Source organism: Lysinibacillus fusiformis (assembly GCF_003049525.1).
GTDB classification, from domain to species: Bacteria; Bacillota; Bacilli; order Bacillales_A; family Planococcaceae; genus Lysinibacillus; species Lysinibacillus fusiformis.
Map to the genome: position 1 here is coordinate 129,151 of NZ_PYWL01000003.1, position 16,826 is coordinate 145,976.

At 39.0% G+C, this 16,826-nt stretch carries 14 protein-coding genes and 1 other annotated feature; of the genes, 12 read left to right on the forward strand and 2 right to left on the reverse strand.

What is annotated here, in order from left to right:
• Positions 1-8 precede the first annotated feature (8 nt).
• From C9J29_RS09490 to C9J29_RS09500, 3 genes are read left to right on the forward strand one after another with little or no spacing between them, the layout of a single operon-like run.
• Complete coding sequence (locus C9J29_RS09490) at positions 9-191, forward strand: hypothetical protein (RefSeq protein WP_107922056.1); 183 nt, start codon at positions 9-11, stop codon at positions 189-191.
• 37 nt (positions 192-228) lie between these two features.
• A complete protein-coding gene (gene recJ / locus C9J29_RS09495) occupies positions 229-2,550 on the forward strand; it encodes a single-stranded-DNA-specific exonuclease RecJ (protein WP_090002907.1) in 2,322 nt (773 codons plus the stop codon).
• Between the two features lie 30 nt (positions 2,551-2,580).
• The gene (locus tag C9J29_RS09500) at positions 2,581-3,093 is read left to right on the forward strand and encodes an adenine phosphoribosyltransferase (protein ID WP_008181098.1); all 513 of its coding nucleotides are present in this window, start codon (positions 2,581-2,583) and stop codon (positions 3,091-3,093) included.
• 37 nt (positions 3,094-3,130) lie between these two features.
• Here C9J29_RS09500 and C9J29_RS09505 read toward each other — a convergent pair whose 3' ends face one another.
• On the reverse strand, positions 3,131-3,589 hold the full coding sequence (locus C9J29_RS09505; RefSeq protein ID WP_008181096.1) for a MarR family winged helix-turn-helix transcriptional regulator: 459 nt from the start codon (positions 3,587-3,589) through the stop codon (positions 3,131-3,133).
• A gap of 192 nt (positions 3,590-3,781) precedes the next feature.
• On the opposite strand from C9J29_RS09505, the gene C9J29_RS09510 reads away from it, so the two are divergent.
• The 8 genes from C9J29_RS09510 (at position 3,782) to C9J29_RS09545 (ending at position 13,271) form a co-directional block, all read left to right on the forward strand.
• Positions 3,782-5,041 carry an MFS transporter gene (locus tag C9J29_RS09510; protein ID WP_008181094.1) on the forward strand — a complete coding sequence of 420 codons (1,260 nt, stop codon included), beginning with the start codon at positions 3,782-3,784 and terminating at the stop codon, positions 5,039-5,041.
• A gap of 99 nt (positions 5,042-5,140) precedes the next feature.
• A complete protein-coding gene (locus tag C9J29_RS09515; protein ID WP_008181093.1) occupies positions 5,141-6,232 on the forward strand; it encodes a carbohydrate kinase in 1,092 nt (363 codons plus the stop codon).
• 4 nt (positions 6,233-6,236) lie between these two features.
• A complete protein-coding gene (locus C9J29_RS09520) occupies positions 6,237-7,151 on the forward strand; it encodes a pseudouridine-5'-phosphate glycosidase (RefSeq protein WP_025114648.1) in 915 nt (304 codons plus the stop codon).
• A gap of 205 nt (positions 7,152-7,356) precedes the next feature.
• A complete protein-coding gene (locus tag C9J29_RS09525) occupies positions 7,357-9,552 on the forward strand; it encodes a RelA/SpoT family protein (protein ID WP_107922057.1) in 2,196 nt (731 codons plus the stop codon).
• A gap of 29 nt (positions 9,553-9,581) precedes the next feature.
• A complete protein-coding gene (gene dtd, locus C9J29_RS09530; protein WP_008181087.1) occupies positions 9,582-10,022 on the forward strand; it encodes a D-aminoacyl-tRNA deacylase in 441 nt (146 codons plus the stop codon).
• 72 nt (positions 10,023-10,094) lie between these two features.
• Entirely contained in the window at positions 10,095-10,310 is a 216-nt protein-coding gene (locus tag C9J29_RS09535) for a DUF2642 domain-containing protein (protein WP_107922058.1), read from the forward strand.
• Positions 10,311-10,416: 106 nt separating this feature from the next.
• Positions 10,417-11,724, forward strand: a complete 1,308-nt coding sequence (locus C9J29_RS09540; RefSeq protein ID WP_237068793.1) for a MarR family transcriptional regulator — start codon at positions 10,417-10,419, stop codon at positions 11,722-11,724.
• Between the two features lie 140 nt (positions 11,725-11,864).
• A complete protein-coding gene (locus C9J29_RS09545; RefSeq protein WP_008181082.1) occupies positions 11,865-13,271 on the forward strand; it encodes a YfcC family protein in 1,407 nt (468 codons plus the stop codon).
• 50 nt (positions 13,272-13,321) lie between these two features.
• Here the strand turns inward: C9J29_RS09545 and C9J29_RS09550 are convergent, their stop codons facing one another.
• Positions 13,322-14,902 carry an N-acetylmuramoyl-L-alanine amidase family protein gene (locus C9J29_RS09550; RefSeq protein WP_089986674.1) on the reverse strand — a complete coding sequence of 527 codons (1,581 nt, stop codon included), beginning with the start codon at positions 14,900-14,902 and terminating at the stop codon, positions 13,322-13,324.
• 164 nt (positions 14,903-15,066) lie between these two features.
• Positions 15,067-15,309 (forward strand) — a binding site (T-box leader).
• 196 nt (positions 15,310-15,505) lie between these two features.
• On the opposite strand from C9J29_RS09550, the gene hisS reads away from it, so the two are divergent.
• On the forward strand, positions 15,506-16,774 hold the full coding sequence (gene hisS / locus C9J29_RS09555) for a histidine--tRNA ligase (protein WP_025114383.1): 1,269 nt from the start codon (positions 15,506-15,508) through the stop codon (positions 16,772-16,774).
• The last annotated feature ends 52 nt before the right edge of the window (positions 16,775-16,826 follow it).

The following is a 16,826-nucleotide window of genomic DNA, read 5'->3' on the forward strand; positions in this document are numbered from 1 at the left end:
GGGGAGTGATGGATAGAAGGGTCAAAGTGACGGATAGCAAGGGGGAAGTGACGGATAGCAGGAGCAAAGTGACGGATAGCAAGGGGGAAGTGACGGATAGCAGGAGCAAAGTGATGGATAGCATGCTGAAACAGAGACATAGCCTTACTTGGATAAAACTATCAATCTTACGGATAGTGCGTATCGTGTAGAATTTCGGTATAATAGCTTTCGTAAGGAAGTGAGAAGATGATTCTATCGAAAAAAAGATGGCAAGTGGAGCGCCCAGACGTAAATCTTGTACAAGCATTACAAAATGACTTACAACTTTCTGCGATTGCAGCAAAAATTTTAGCAGCGCGAGGCTGTGAAACAACAGCTGATGCAGAAAGCTTATTAAATATGACAGAAGCGAATGTCCATGACCCTTTTCTCATGCACGGTATGACGGAAGCGGTGGCACGAATTGAGCAAGCTCTTGATAATGGAGAGAAAATTTTAGTCTACGGCGATTATGATGCCGATGGTGTGACAAGTACGACGGTCATGCTAAATGTTCTATTAAATCTTGGTGCTGATGTATCGTTTAAAATACCGAATCGTTTTATTCATGGTTATGGGCCACATGAGGCTCTTTTCAGGGAAGCATATGAGGAGGGTGTGCAGTTAATTATCACTGTGGATAATGGGATTTCGGGGATTGAACCTATTCGTGTAGCGAAGGAGCTTGGGCTGGATGTCATTGTGACCGATCACCATGAACCAGGGGAGGAATTACCACCAGCAGATATCATTTTACATCCACGTATACCTGAAGGGCATTATCCTTTTGGAGAGCTTGCTGGTGTAGGTGTAGCTTTTAAGCTTGCACATGCTCTATACGGAGAACTACCAACTCATTTATTAGAATATGTTGCGATTGGCACGGTGGCTGATTTGGTGCCATTAGTGGATGAAAATCGTTATCTCGTTAAACGAGGGATAGAGGAAATGCGTCGTTCTCTTAGTCCATGGGTACAAGCCATGTGTGATATTGCGAGTACGGAGCAAGCAAAAATTAATGAGGAAACGATTGGCTTTTATTTTGGTCCACGCTTTAATGCAGTGGGGCGTCTCGGTGATGCATCGCCAGGTGTCGAATTATTAATGGCAGAGGATAGCGCAAAGGCAACAGCATTGGCCAAACAGCTAAATGCCTGCAATACCGAGCGTAAGGATATTGTCAAAAGTATAACGGATGAAGCCATTGCCCTAATTGAAGCAGAGAAGAAAATTAGCGATTCTTTAGTCCTTGTTGTAGCAGGAGAAGGCTGGAATGCAGGGGTTGTAGGAATCGTTGCTTCACGTCTTGTTGAACAATATTATCGTCCGACGATTGTCCTTTCACTTGACCCTGATAAAGGCACAGCAAAAGGCTCTGCACGCAGTATTGAAGGCTTCCATTTATATAATGAATTGGCCAAAAATCGTGATATTTTACCTCATTTTGGGGGCCATCCGATGGCAGCGGGGATGACTTTATCAATTGAGCATGTGGATGTACTACGGTCACGCTTGGATACACAGGCAAGAGCATGTTTAACAGAAGAGCAGTTAACACCTGTGGTACACATCGATATCCCTCTAAGCCTAGATGAAATTTCTGCAGATGCTATTGAAGAAATATCAACACTTGGCCCGTATGGTACCGATTTTCCGAAGCCAGTTTATGTGCTTGAGGACGTTGAAATATCTTCGATGCGAAAAATTGGAGCAGCTGAGAACCATATAAAAATGGAATTAACGAATGGCTATGACAAATTAGATAGTGTTGGTTTCCATAAGGGCCATTTACATGATGAATTAACGTATGGCATAAAAGTGTCCTTTATTGGTGATTTGCAAATTAACGAGTGGCAGGGTCGTAAAAAAGCTCAATTTATGATTGAAGATGTTCAAACCACTGAATGGCAGCTTTTTGATATTCGTGGTATTCGTCAAACGGCTCGCTGGCTCAATACAGTGCCAAAGGAAGAGGCGACATTTATAGCCTTTCGTCCAACAACAATGACCTATTATCAATCGTTAATTGATGTTCCTATAATAGTCGTTGATCCAACTCTTTCAAACATCGGACAAAGTGAATATATTGTTCTTTTAGATTTGCCTGAAAACATTCAAAAGCTAGAAGAGGTTTTACAGAAGACAGCCCCTTCACGCATCTATGCGCATTTTTATATGCCAGATTCACAATACTTTAATGTTTTACCTACCCGAGAGCAATTTGCATGGTATTATAAATTCTTGAAAAATCGACCAGCATTTCCACTTGATATGCATGTAGCGGACATAGCTAAGCATACTGGATGGCCATTAGAAACATTAAAATTTATGACACAGGTGTTTTTTGAGCTTGATTTTGTTAAAATGGAGAGTGGACTGACGACTGTCAACGTGGATGCTCCAAAACAAGCATTGACCGAGGCACCGTCGTACAAACAACGTTCAGAACAGATTGAAATGGAGCAAATGCTTGTCTATGCTCCTTATATAGAATTAAAACAATGGTTTGATGAACGAATACATGACTAGACGAATACGTTTCGTAGGAGGAGCAATAAAATGGATTTAAAGCAATACGTTACAACGGTTGAAAACTGGCCGAAAGAGGGTATTACATTCAGAGATATAACTACAATTATGGATCATGGACCGGCATACAAATATGCAACAGATCAAATTGTAGAATATGCAAAAGAACTAGGTGCAGAAATTGTAGTGGGTCCTGAAGCACGTGGTTTTATTATTGGGTGCCCAGTTGCCTATGCCCTTGAAATCGGCTTTGCACCTGTTCGCAAACCGGGTAAATTACCACGCGAGGTTATTAGTGCAGACTATGGTCTTGAATATGGCAAAGATACATTAACTATGCATAATGATGCGATTAAGCCTGGTCAAAAGGTACTAATCTGTGATGATTTACTAGCAACAGGCGGTACGGTAGAAGCCACTGTTCGTCTAGTGGAACAATTAGGTGGTCAAGTAGTGGGTTGTGCCTTCTTAATTGAACTTTTAGAATTAAATGGTCGTGACAAGCTGGGCGACTTAAATATTAAAACTCTTATTCAATATTAAGAGCATTGAAAAAAAGCGCCATCACATGGGCGCTTTTTTATTGTTCGTCGTAGGACTGAATGATCTTTTGCATTGTTCGCAAAGTATCATAGAAATCAGCATATTTTTCGACACCAATATCATCAACGATTTTATCTTGAATCGTTTTCCAAATGGGTGCAGCCTCATGCAGCTTCTCTAACCCTTTTTCAGTGAGCATTATATTTTTAGTGCGAGCGTCATGGGGATCACGCTTTAACTCGACGTAGCCATATTGCTTTAATAGATTGATATTACGTGTCACGGTCGTTTGGTCAAGCAATAAAATTTCACCTAAACGACTAATGGAAACAGCTTGTTGGAGGTCGATATGTGCCAGCATAGAATATTGAGTCACTTTTAAACCGGTAGGCTGAAGTAATTTATCATATAACTGCGTCACGACCCTTGTTTTTTTTCGAAGGTTTGCACAAACACATATTTGTGTGTAATCGATAGTATTCTGTTGATTTTTCATGGTCAGTACTCCTTTGAGGGATTCTACTAATTTTAAGTATACACCTAAGCGCTAAAAAATACTTATTGACAGCTATCTAATGGAATGGTTACTATCATTATACATGTATATACATATAAATGAACGAATATACTCTAAAGCATGTATATACATGCTTTTAGAGTGACTTTGACAAGAAAAGTAGGTGGAATAATGAAGCGGATTCATTACAGTTGGTTTATTTTAGTGGTCACGTTTTTCTCCATTATTGTTGCTGGAATTACAATGTCATCATCTGGTGTGTTTATTGATCCTTTAGAAAGGGAGTTTCAATGGGATCGATCGACGATTGCGCTAGCATTTGCCGTCAGCTTATTTTTATATGGCATCTCTGGACCATTTATGGCAGCTTTGCTTGAAGTGATAGGTTTAAAAAAGATGATGATAAGTGCTATGTCTACATTAGTGTTAGGAATGTCTTTAACATTTTTCATGAATCAATCATGGCAATTAATCATTATTTGGGGTGGAATCATTGGTCTCGGCGCAAGCCTCTTTTTAACGGTGCTCAGTCCTTATGTAGCCAATCATTGGTTCGTCAAAAGAAGAGGGCTGGCAGTAGGGATTTTAACGGCTAGTACAGCCACTGGTCAGCTTATTTTATTGCCAGTGCTTGCTATTATCATTGACCACTATTCATGGAGATGGGCAATCGGCTTTATTCTACTTTTGAGTATAGTGATGTTAATCATAATTGCTATTTTTATCAAAAACAAACCGCAGGATTTGGGCTTAACGCCTTATGGACAGGATGAGATATTTGAAAATCCCCATGTGCAGCTCAAGAAAAATCCAATTAGTATGGCCTTCAATGGCTTATTAGAAGCGGTTAAAGTCAAAACTTTTTGGCTGTTAGCAGGGAGCTTTTTCATTTGCGGTCTTTCAACGAGTGGTTTAATCGGTACTCATTTTGTCTCTTATTGCATTAGCTTTGGTATTCCATTAGTAACCGCTGCATCGCTCCTTTCTTTTATGGGTGTATTTAATTTACTAGGTACTACTGCATCTGGTTGGCTATCAGATCGCTTTGATAATCGTTGGTTATTATTTTGGTATTATCTGTTAAGAGGAGCTTCCCTCCTGTTACTCCCATATGCTTTGGCACAGGGCTCCTTTGTTTTATTAACTATTTTTACTATCTTTTATGGCCTTGATTGGATTGCAACAGTGCCACCTACGATTAGTATTGCCCGACAAACTTTTGGCGTACAAAAGAGTAGTATTATTTACGGATGGATTTTTGCCTCTCATCAAGCGGGAGCGGCAGTCGCTGCATATGGTGGTGGGTTGATTTATAAATTTTTCAATTCCTATACATGGGCTTTTTTTCTTGCAGGGGCTTTTTGTGCATTGGCGAGCCTATTCGTTATCATAGTCAAAAAACAAACTTCTAAGCAAGCACAAACGAACTAAACGTGAAAAGTTGAACCTCCGTATGAAAGGTTCAACTTTTTTTTGACAAAACTCAAACAAAAGTTTATAATGTAAACAAATATAATAAAAGGTGATGCTATGAATGAAAGAGAACAGGCGGTGCTTGCTTTAATTCGCCAAAATCCGTTTATGTCTCAGCAAGAGATGGCGGATGCCATGAATTTATCTCGTCCCGTACTTGCTAATTTAGTGTCTAGTTTAACAAAGGAAGGAAAAATAGTAGGTCGAGCTTATATTTTACCCGAGGCAAATGAAATTATTTGTATCGGTGGAGCTAACTTAGACCGAAAATTCCACGTGAAGGGCAATGTTCAATTTGGAACTTCTAACCCTGCTAGTTCTTCCTTTAGTGTAGGTGGTGTCGGTCGAAACATTGCTGAAAATTTAGGCCGATTAAACCATCAAGTGACATTGCTCACAACAGCTGGTAAAGATGCGGATTGGCAAGTGATCCAAGATGCTTCAGAATCGTTTATGAATCTACGATATGTGGAGCAGTTACCAGAAGCTTCAACTGGTTCTTATACGGCCATTATGGATGAGCAAGGCGAGCTAGCACTAGCTGTAGCCAATATGGAAGTATATGACTTATTATTGCCTAACTTGTTAAAAAAGCATGAAACGATGCTTGTGAACGCTGGCTGCTTTATTTTGGACTTAAATTGTCCGAAAGAAACGGTGGCTTATATCCAGCAAGTAGCTATTGCTCGTGAAATTCCACTGGTTATTGTGCCAGTATCCTCGCCTAAAATGAATCGACTACCTGAAACATTACAAGGCGTAACATGGTTTATTTGTAACACGGATGAAGCAGAAACAATTGTAGGACATACAATTGAAAACGTGAGTCATTATGAAAAAGCATTACAACAGCTCCTACAATTAGGTGCTGAACATGTAATTATCACAGCTGGCAGTAAGGGCGTATATGCGGCTTCAACAACAATTGCGCCTAGTCATTTTGCTGCCAAAGTAATTGATAAGATTGAAGATGTGACAGGTGCAGGAGATGCCTTTGTCAGTGCTGTTATTCACGGCTGGCTGACAGGACAATCCTTTGCGACATGTCTTGATGCAGGGTTAACCAATGCAAAAAATACCTTAGCATCTCCTTATACAGTGAGACCTGAATTATCTGTAGATTTGTTAAAAAGTGAAATGGAGGAATAACAACATGAAAGAATTCATCGTATTATCAGAAGAAGTAAAAGCAGGACAAGCAAAGGGCTTACCAATCGTGGCTTTAGAATCAACGATTATTTCACACGGGATGCCATACCCACAAAACGTACAAACTGCTCGCGAGGTTGAGCAAATTATTCGCGATAATGGTGCGGTACCTGCAACAATTGCATTAATTGATGGGAAAATTAAAATTGGTTTATCAGATGAAGAGCTTGAAATGTTCGGTAATGCACAAGGTGTTGCTAAAGCTTCACGCCGTGACCTAGGCTACTTACTTGCTACAAAAAAACTAGGAGCGACAACAGTTGCAGCTACAATGATCTGTGCAGAGCTAGCAGGTATTGAAATCTTTGTAACAGGTGGTATTGGTGGCGTTCACCGTGGTGCTGAAACGACAATGGATGTCTCTGCTGACTTAGAAGAATTAGCACAAACAAATGTTGCTGTCATTTGTGCTGGTGCAAAATCTATTTTAGATATCGGCCTTACATTAGAATATCTTGAAACAAAAGGTGTACCTGTAGTTGGTTATGGTACGGATGAATTACCAGCATTCTACACACGTCAAAGTGGATTCGATGTAAACTTCCAGCTTGATACACCACAAGAAATTGCAGAAATGCTAAGTGCGAAGTGGGCATTAGGTTTAAAAGGTGGAGCTGTTATTGCTAACCCAATCCCTGAAGCTGAAGCTTTAGAGCATGCGTTTATTACGAATATAATTGAAAAAGCTTTAGCTGAAGCTGAAGAAAATGGTATTCAAGGTAAAAACGTGACACCATTCTTACTAGGTAAAGTAAAAGAATTAACAGAAGGTAAAAGCCTTGATGCCAACATTGCATTAGTGAAAAACAATGCAGTAGTGGGCGCGAAAATTGCTGTAGCTTTCAATCAATTACACTAATTCTCTTGTCGAAACAAAGACTCTTTGTGACATAACGTCGCAGAGGGTCTTTTTTATTAAAAAGAAGAATATTTTTTCCATTTTTAATGCTGTTCACGAGATTAACTAAACTAAATGACACAGTCTCTTTACAATAGGCTACAAAATTTTATACAATTAAGTTTATATCTAATCTGAAAAATTTGACGAGCAAGGTGGACATGTTATGGCGAAAGAGCAAATTTTGACTCCTGAGGACGTTTTTGAGTTAGTCAAATCCTACATGAATGATGAAAATGTCGCATTCGTGAAAAAAGCATATGAATTAGCAAGGGATGCCCATATTGAGCAATTCCGTAGCTCTGGTGAACCGTATATTATTCACCCAGTACAAGTAGCGGGTATTCTAGCTGAATTACAAATGGACCCAGAAACTGTAGCGGCAGGTTTTTTACATGATGTTGTCGAAGATACAGATTTTACGCGGGATGATTTGGTACGGGAATTTGGCGAAGAAGTAGCAGTACTCGTGGACGGAGTTACAAAATTAGGGAAAATTAAGTATTTATCAAAAGAGGCGCAGCAAGCAGAAAATCATCGAAAAATGTTTGTAGCCATGGCGCAGGACATCCGTGTCATTTTAATAAAGCTAGCAGACCGTCTTCACAATATGCGTACGCTAAAGCATTTGCCTGCCGAAAAGCAGAGACGTATTTCGAAAGAAACTTTAGAAATTTTTGCACCGCTTGCACATCGTCTTGGAATATCGACTGTCAAATGGGAGCTTGAAGATACAGCACTTCGCTATTTAAACCCACAGCAATATTATCGTATTGTCAGTTTGATGAAGAAAAAGCGAGATGAGCGTGAGGCATATCTAGACAATGTCATGGCTGAAATGAAATCACAGCTGAATGAAGTTGAAATTGATGCAGATGTATATGGACGTCCAAAGCATATTTACAGTATTTATCGAAAAATGGTGCTACAAAAGAAACAGTTTAATGAAATTTATGATTTGTTAGCCATTCGTGTATTGGTCGATAGTATTAAAGATTGCTATGCCGTATTAGGGATTGTGCATACGTTGTGGAAGCCAATGCCAGGACGTTTTAAAGATTATATTGCTATGCCAAAACAAAATCTATATCAATCCTTACACACAACTGTTATTGGTCCGTATGGAGATCCATTAGAGGTACAGATTCGTACAAAGGAAATGCATAAGATTGCTGAGTACGGGATTGCGGCACACTGGGCGTATAAAGAGGCTAGGAAGGTTGACCATCAAAAGCAAAATGTCGACCAAAAATTAACATGGTTCCGTGAAATATTAGAATTCCAAAATGAGTCTTCCAACGCGGAAGAGTTTATGGAATCCTTAAAATTTGATCTGTTTTCAGATATGGTGTACGTCTTTACCCCTGAAGGTGACGTCATTGAATTACCTGCTGGTTCAGTCCCGATTGATTTCGCCTATCGTGTCCATTCTGAGGTCGGAAATCGTACAATAGGGGCGAAAATTAATGGCAAAATGGTGCCGCTTGATACACCGCTGAAAACGGGCGACATCATTGAAATTTTAACATCTAAGCAATCCTTTGGACCAAGCCGAGATTGGCTGAAAATAGCACAATCCTCACAGGCAAAAAATAAAATAAAGCAATTTTTCAAACGTCATTTACGTGAGGAAAATATTGTCAAAGGTAAAGAGATGATTGAAAAAGAAATCCGTGCACAGGATTTCGATTTAAAGGAAACAATGTCAGCTGAAAATCTAAAACGAGTATGCGATAAGTTTAATTATACGAATGAAGAGGACTTATATGCAGCTGTTGGTGTGAGCGGAATAACGGCACAACAAGTTGTGAATCGTTTAGCTGAAAAACGCCGAAAAGAGCGTGAACAGGAAGAAGCCTTAGAAAAAATCGAACAAAAAATGAAAAATCCGATCCCACAAAAACGTACGGAATCAGGTGTCATTGTGAAGGGCATTGATAATATGCTCATTCGACTTTCGCGCTGCTGTACGCCTGTTCCAGGAGATGACATTGTTGGCTTTATTACAAAGGGTCGTGGTGTATCCGTTCATCGTGCAGACTGTCCTAATATTCAAATTGAGGATGAGCAGGAGCGTTTAATTGAAGTCGAGTGGGAGCATGGTGTCATCCCTGAGAAAAAAGAATACCCAGTGGATATTGAGGTTTCTGCTTTTGATCGACCTGGTATTTTAAATGAGATTATGCAAATTGTTAGTGAAACTAAAACAAATATTTTAGCGGTAAGTGGCCGTGCTGATCGTGATAAAATGGCCACAATTCATTTAACAATCTCTATTTCGAATATTTCGCATTTGCATAAGGTTGTGGAGCGAATTAAACAAACACCTGATATTTATTCGGTGCAACGAGTTATCAATTAAGCAATAGTTAGAATTGGGGTTATTGACGTATGAAGGTAGTATTACAGCGTAGTAAAACAGCTTCTGTAACAGTTGACGGAACTGTTACAGGAGCCATCGATAGTGGCTATGTTCTTCTAGTTGGTATTACACATGAAGATACGCAGGAAGATGTCGAATACTTAGCGAAAAAAGTAGCCAATTTACGCCTTTGGGAAGATGCTGATGGAAAAATGAATCATTCTATTTTGGAGCAAGGTGGCGCTATTTTATCCGTCTCGCAATTTACGTTATATGGGGATGCAAAAAAAGGGAATCGTCCAAGTTTCACAAGTGCTGCAAGACCAGAAGTAGCAGAGCCGCTGTGGGAAGCTTTTAATCAAGCATTACGGGAACACGGTTTACATGTGGAGACAGGCATTTTTGGTGCAATGATGGATGTTGCACTCATTAATGATGGGCCAGTAACAATACTTCTAGAGTCAAAATAAATGGTACATTTCCTATCATTCCTTCATATACTTAAGAGTATGGTTAGTTTTATAGGAGGGAGTGTCAAGAACATGGCGCAGATAGGAAGTATATCCAATCCATATTTATACGAAACTCTTAAATTGATGGTTGGTCAGGCTATTGTAGTGCAAACAGAAAAAAATATTCAACAAGGTATTTTATTATCAATATTACCTGACCATATTATTTTAGAGATTAGTCGTACACCATTCTTCATACAGTTGGAGGAAATTGTGTGGGTTACATTGGAAACAACCAAAAAATGAGTATGTGTGAACCTTCGATGATGGAAGGTTCTTTTTTTATATATTTACGTTATAATGAATGAACTTAATTATTAGAATATTTGATTTATTAGAGAGGTTGAAAATTATGCAAACAATAGCAATTTTAGGTTCTTTGTTTTTTTGGAATAATATAAAGGAGCATTTCGCAGTATTTCCTCACGTACAATTTATTCATTTTCCATATACGCATCCTGAACAGTGTGTGGATTTTATTGAAGAAGCCGCATCTCAATCGGATATTGTATTATTTGCTGGCTCCATTCCCTATTACTATTGCTACGAAAAAATAAAGGCATTATCTATACAAGCGACATATCTCCCTTTTGATGAATTGACTTTAGCCCTTTCGCTATTATCCCTACACCATCATGAACGAGTAGGATTGAGCGAATTATCGATAGATTTGCCTAAAATGAATAGCTTTTATCAAGTGATGAAGGAGGCAGGAATTGCATCTACAGATGTGTATGTAAAAGATTATGCATGGGTCCATGAAAAACCTGAAAAAATAGCAAATTTAAATATGGCTGATTATGTTCATTATCATAAGGAGTTATACGAAGCTGGAAAGACTAAAGTAGCTCTTACTAGCCTTCATGCTGTTTTTATAGAGCTTGAACAATTAGGGATACCTGCGAAGTATATGGTTGAAAGCAAACAAACGTTTGCAGCGGCGGTTACTAGAGCCTTAGATGCGTATCATCATCAATTATTGGCGTCCTCGCAAATTGCCGTTGTCTCCATTCATTGCCAAGAAAATTTATCACACCTTCATCCAGTATTTCTAAGTACTTTAGAAACATTAAGCGATCGTTTGCATGCAAAGGTCATGCCAGCACAGCAGGAGCCTTATTTAATTATTTCAACAAGAGGGGTAATTGAAAAGCTTGAACCTTCTTATTTACGTTCCCTAAAAGAACAGTATGAACAGCAATTTGGTACTATTTTCAGAGTGGGTGTTGGCTATGGCTATTCTTTACATGAGGCGGAGGCACATTCATCACAGGCTTTGTTTTTTACAACCAAATATAGCGAGACTTCTACGGTAATGTGCTTGGTGGATGAACAGAATCGATTATATGGACCATTATTTGAAAATAATAATAAAGTAGCTTTAAGTAGCAATAATAAACATATTTTAGAGATTGCTGAAAAAGTGAAAATGAGTGCTAAAAATATTAACGTTATGAAGCAATTCATGTTGGTAACCAATAATCGTCCTTTTTCCGCTGCTGAATTAGCAGACTATATGAATCTGTCACGTAGATCTGCTGAGCGCATTATTAATCGTTTAATTGAACAGAACTATTTTACGTTTGCAGGGGAGGAGCACCCTTATCATCAGGGCCGTCCTAGGAAGCTTTATAAGGCAACGACAAAATGGGAAATCTGAAATAATAGAAAATTAATACTTTACAATAAATTTGAACTAATGTATATTTATTTTCAATTAACGACATATAGCGACAAAGTAGGAAGGGGGCTTTGATAGAGTTTGCTAGTGTCAAAATCTATCAATAGGTTGGTGATATTTTGGAAAATGAACAGCGTGTAAAAAAGAAGAGTTGGCTGAAAGTACCTCATACATATACGATTATTTTTGCTATTATTTTTCTAGCAGGTATTGCAAGCTATATTATTCCAGCAGGTGAGTTTGACCGAGTAGAAGATCCAGAAGGACGTATGCTCGTTGTGGATGGAAGCTATCATCATATTGACAGTAATCCAGTTTCCATTTTTGAAATGTTTACAGCAGTACCGATGGGCCTTGAAAAAGGTGCTCAAATTATCTTCTATATTTTCTTAGTTAGTGGTGTATTTGGTATTATTCGTTCGACAGGTGCTATCGAAGCTGGTGTTTATAAAGGTGTGAAAGCATTAGAGGGTAGAGAAAAGCTCTTAATTCCACTATCTATGATTCTATTCTCTGTTGGTGGTTTTACAATGGGGATGGCGGAAGAAACGATTATTTTCGTACCAATTGGCGTAGCAATCGCTCGTGCTATGGGCTTTGATGCGGTTACAGGAACTGCCATGATTACACTAGGAGCAGCTAGTGGATTTTTTGGGGGGATGCTTAATCCCTTTACGGTTGGCGTTGCTCAATCATTAGCAGATGTACCTTTATTCTCAGGGATTGGTTTCCGTGCAGTTGTCTATATTTTTGTATTAAGTTTTGCTATCTTCTATGTGTCTCGCTATGCTTTTAAGGTGAAAAAGAACCCGCAGGCAAGTGTGATTTATGAAATTGAACAACAGGCTAAATCCAATGTATCTGCGATTGACATTCCTTCATTAACAGGAAAACATAAGCTAGTATTTATTGTAATGGCATGTGGCATTGGATTTAATATTTATGGTGTTTTTAATTGGGATTGGTTTTTAACACAATTAACGGCTTCATTTTTAATTATGGGCTTACTTGCAGGCCTAATTGGCGGTTTAAAACCTGGCACTATTTTCGACTCCTTTATTGATGGGGCAAAGGCTGTAACATTCGGTGCTCTCATCGTAGGTTTTGCACGTGCTATTACAGTCGTTTTAGAGCAAGGGAAAATCATAGATACAATTGTTTATGCAGCATCAGAGACAATCGGACATTTACCGCATGCTATTAGTGCAATCGGTATGCTGTTTATTCAAGCCCTTTTAAATTTATTTATTTCATCTGGTAGTGGACAGGCGGCAGCAACCATGCCAATTATGATTCCGATTACTGATTTATTAGGATTAGAACGACAAGTAGCAGTCTTAGCATTCCAGTACGGAGATTCATTAACAAACTCCATTATTCCTACTTCATCTGCATTAATGGCGTATTTAGCCGTAGCAGGTATTCCATATGAAAAGTGGATTAAATTCATTTGGAAGATGATTCTTGGCTGGGCATTGATTGCATGTGTAGCATTAATAGCTGCAGTAGCATTAGGTATTTCTTAAAACATGAAAAGAGCTGTGGAAAATGATGATCATTCCACAGCTTTTTTGTATTATTCTTCATTCGCATTAAAGTAATTTAAGATGCCTTGATAAATACCAAGAGTAGCCTGTTCACGGAATTTAGCCGTGGTGATGGCCCGCTCTTCACTAGCATTACTTAAGTAACCCAGCTCAATAAGCACGGCTCTTTGTCGATTCTCACGTAGTACTAAATAGTTGCCTTGTTGGGTTCCACGATCTCTCAAATCAATTTTACTCGAAAGTCCATCATGTATTGCCTCCGCAAGCCCTTTTTGATTACTATTCATATAATAGGATGTGAAGCCGTTAATAGAGCTATCATCGGTAGCGTCATAATGAAGACTAATAAAAGCGTCTGCCTCATACTGGTGGGCAATCGAGACACGCTTCCGCAATGCCACATATTCGTCAGACTCTCTTGTCATAACAACATTGGCACCCGCTGCACTTAGCTTAGAAGCAAGGAGAGTAGCTGTTTTCAAAGTAATCCCTTTTTCTTCTGTTCCACGTTGACCTGTTGTTCCATGGTCATTGCCTCCATGCCCAGCATCTACAACAATGGTTAATCCATTTAATGTTCCCTTTTTACGAGGCTCTTGTTGATCCTTTTGTGGGATAGAAGTTTTATTGGAGCTCGTTGTAACAACCCAATTCGCAACAAACGCTGTTTCTTTGTCTAGTTGAATTTCGTAAAAATCATTTTTTACGCCGACAATAGGATAGGTTTTACCAGCGTCTACTCGCTCCACAACTTCAGCAGCAGTTGACGCATCAGTTCGTAAGTTTGTCCCATTATAAATAATAGTAACGGATTCTAAATCTTTTGAAGAGGACGATTTAGATGTGCTCTTTACTTTATTTGAAAAAGTACCGTAAAAACTATAAACCCATCCAGCTTTTTTATCATTATACTGAATTTGTACCCAATTGTGCTCATGTGCAAGGACCTTGTAAGCCTTTCCCTTTGTCACTGTGCCAATTTTTTTGGCATTCAAATCAGGTTTTTTACGAACATTCAATGCATCCACCAATATCGTAAAAGTAGTATCTTTATTAACAGGTGTAGTAGTTGTAGATACTTCTACAGAATCCTCTTTTGGCTCTTTTTCTTTTTTAGGACTGTCATTAATCGTTACATAATCCTTAGAAACCCAACCAGATAATCCGTTCCAATCAATTTTAGCCCATTCATTATTTTCCTCCAGGAGGTTTGCTTGGTTGCCCGTAGAAAGCTGTCCAAGAACAGCAGAAGATATATCTGGATCAGTGCGAATATTTAAACGGTCAACCTGTGAAATAACAGTTTTATCAATGGTTTTTTGAGTGCTTGTAGAGGTAGTTAACCAGGATGCTACCCAGCCTTCATAGCTACCTGCTTTTACCTGTATCCAATCACCTTCACGAGCGATTGAAGTTAAAGGATCACCTTCATCTAAAGTCGTAATAATTGGATAAGACAATCCAGGACCCTCACGTAAATGAAGAATCGTACCAGATACTTTTAGATCACTCGTATCAGCGGAAGCATATTGAATAAAGTTCTTATTTGGAATCGCAATTGTTACTATTAGTACGAAGATGATAATACTATGTAAAATTTTTGTCCTCATCAGATTCCTCCTATTCCTTGTGCTATTTTACCATGCTTTTGTATTAAAATTCGTGGTAAAAAGGTAATGGAATTTGTTATTTTCGTTACTCTCTTATGAAAAATACAAAAATAGTTGACATTGGGTTAGCTAGTGACTAACATAAAGGGTAATCGAAAAATGATTAATCGCTTATGACCAAGCAAGTAGCGTGTACCTCTATTGGAACAGAGAAGGAAAGACTTAGGCTGCAATCTTTCCTACAAAAATGTATAACGTGAATAACACTTGAGAGGCTTTTTTCTGAAAAGCAGTGCTTAGTAGGAAAAAACGGAATCGGCCGTTATCCGATTACGAGGAGGACACATGTAAAAATTTGTGTCAACTAGGGTGGAACCGCGGAAGCTTATATAGCTCTCGTCCCTTGCATAGGCAAGGTGACGGGAGCTTTTTTGTGTTGTCAAAAACATGGAATGCTAGTAGTGAGGCAGCTTACTTAATATGAGGATGTCCGCCACTTACGTTGGAGGAGGGTCAGATGGAACCTCGCTCAACATAAGTAGAACCCACTTAGTCTCGATGAAAATGGCTCAATCATAGGCAATCAATATAGGAGGGAATTACATGAGTTTTAAAGTGCCAAGAGGGACACAAGATATTTTGCCAGGTCAATCTGAAAAATGGCAGAAGGTTGAAGCGATTATTCGTGATATTTGTCGCGTCTATCGCTACAACGAAATTCGCACACCGATTTTCGAGCAGACTGATTTATTTGCACGTGGTGTAGGGGAAACAACGGATGTTGTTCAAAAAGAAATGTATACATTTGAGGATCGTGGCGGTCGCTCACTAACACTACGTCCTGAAAATACAGCTGGTGTTGTACGTGCATATGTGGAACATAAAATGTTTGGCGCTCCAGATCAACCTGTTAAGCTCTCATATCTAGGGCCTATGTTCCGCTATGAGCGTCAACAAGCTGGTCGCTATCGCCAATTTGTTCAATTTGGTGTAGAGGCAATTGGTTCAGCAGATCCTGCAATTGATGCAGAAGTCATTGCACTTGCAATGGATGTCTATGAATCAGCGGGCTTAAAGGATTTAAAATTAGTGATCAATTCACTAGGTGATAAAGAAACACGTGATACGCACCGTACAGCTTTATTACAACATTTTGAGCCAAATATTCATGAATTTTGCTCAGATTGCCAAAATCGTTTACAAAAGAACCCATTGCGTATTTTAGATTGTAAGGTGGATCGTGAGCACCCACTAATGAAAACAGCTCCTGCATTAACAGAGTTCCTTACAGAGGAATCGGCTGCTTATTTTGCCCAAGTGAAATCATATTTAGATACTCTTGGCATTACGTATGAGGTTGATCCAAACCTTGTAAGAGGACTGGATTATTACAACCATACGACCTTCGAAATTATGTCAACGGCATCTGGCTTCGGAGCTATTACAACACTTTGTGGTGGTGGACGATACAATGGTCTAGTGCAAGAAATAGGCGGTCCAGATGTTCCTGGTATTGGTTTCGCTTTAAGTATTGAACGTTTGTTATTAGCGCTTGAAGCAGAAGGTGTTGAATTAGATACGGCTTCTGGATTAGACGTTTATATTATTGCCATGGGCGATGATGCAAAGCAAAAGGCGGTAGAGTTAACTAGTACTTTCCGTGCAAAGGGCCTTGCAACAGAGATGGATTATTTAGATCGTAAAATGAAAGCCCAAATGAAATCAGCCGACCGTCTAGGGGCCAAGTATACAATTGTCCTTGGTGAAACAGAGCTTGAAGAGCAAGCAGCTGCCGTAAAGCATATGGAATCTGGTGAGCAGCACAAGGTTGCATTTTCAGAGTTAGTCAATCATTTATCACAACAATCCTAAACAAAGATATGGCATTTCTCGTTAAATGCTACATAAATTGAATATATTTTGG

Excerpts from the sequence above, each read along its gene's own strand:
- C9J29_RS09490 (WP_107922056.1), top strand. The coding sequence starts at position 9 with ATGGATAGAAGGGTCAAAGTGACGGATAGCAAGGGGGAAGTGACGGAT.
- recJ (WP_090002907.1), top strand. The coding sequence starts at position 229 with ATGATTCTATCGAAAAAAAGATGGCAAGTGGAGCGCCCAGACGTAAAT.
- C9J29_RS09500 (WP_008181098.1), top strand. The coding sequence starts at position 2,581 with ATGGATTTAAAGCAATACGTTACAACGGTTGAAAACTGGCCGAAAGAG.
- C9J29_RS09505 (WP_008181096.1), bottom strand. The coding sequence starts at position 3,589 with ATGAAAAATCAACAGAATACTATCGATTACACACAAATATGTGTTTGT.
- C9J29_RS09510 (WP_008181094.1), top strand. The coding sequence starts at position 3,782 with ATGAAGCGGATTCATTACAGTTGGTTTATTTTAGTGGTCACGTTTTTC.
- C9J29_RS09515 (WP_008181093.1), top strand. The coding sequence starts at position 5,141 with ATGAATGAAAGAGAACAGGCGGTGCTTGCTTTAATTCGCCAAAATCCG.
- C9J29_RS09520 (WP_025114648.1), top strand. The coding sequence starts at position 6,237 with ATGAAAGAATTCATCGTATTATCAGAAGAAGTAAAAGCAGGACAAGCA.
- C9J29_RS09525 (WP_107922057.1), top strand. The coding sequence starts at position 7,357 with ATGGCGAAAGAGCAAATTTTGACTCCTGAGGACGTTTTTGAGTTAGTC.
- dtd (WP_008181087.1), top strand. The coding sequence starts at position 9,582 with ATGAAGGTAGTATTACAGCGTAGTAAAACAGCTTCTGTAACAGTTGAC.
- C9J29_RS09535 (WP_107922058.1), top strand. The coding sequence starts at position 10,095 with ATGGCGCAGATAGGAAGTATATCCAATCCATATTTATACGAAACTCTT.
- C9J29_RS09540 (WP_237068793.1), top strand. The coding sequence starts at position 10,417 with ATGCAAACAATAGCAATTTTAGGTTCTTTGTTTTTTTGGAATAATATA.
- C9J29_RS09550 (WP_089986674.1), bottom strand. The coding sequence starts at position 14,902 with ATGAGGACAAAAATTTTACATAGTATTATCATCTTCGTACTAATAGTA.
- hisS (WP_025114383.1), top strand. The coding sequence starts at position 15,506 with ATGAGTTTTAAAGTGCCAAGAGGGACACAAGATATTTTGCCAGGTCAA.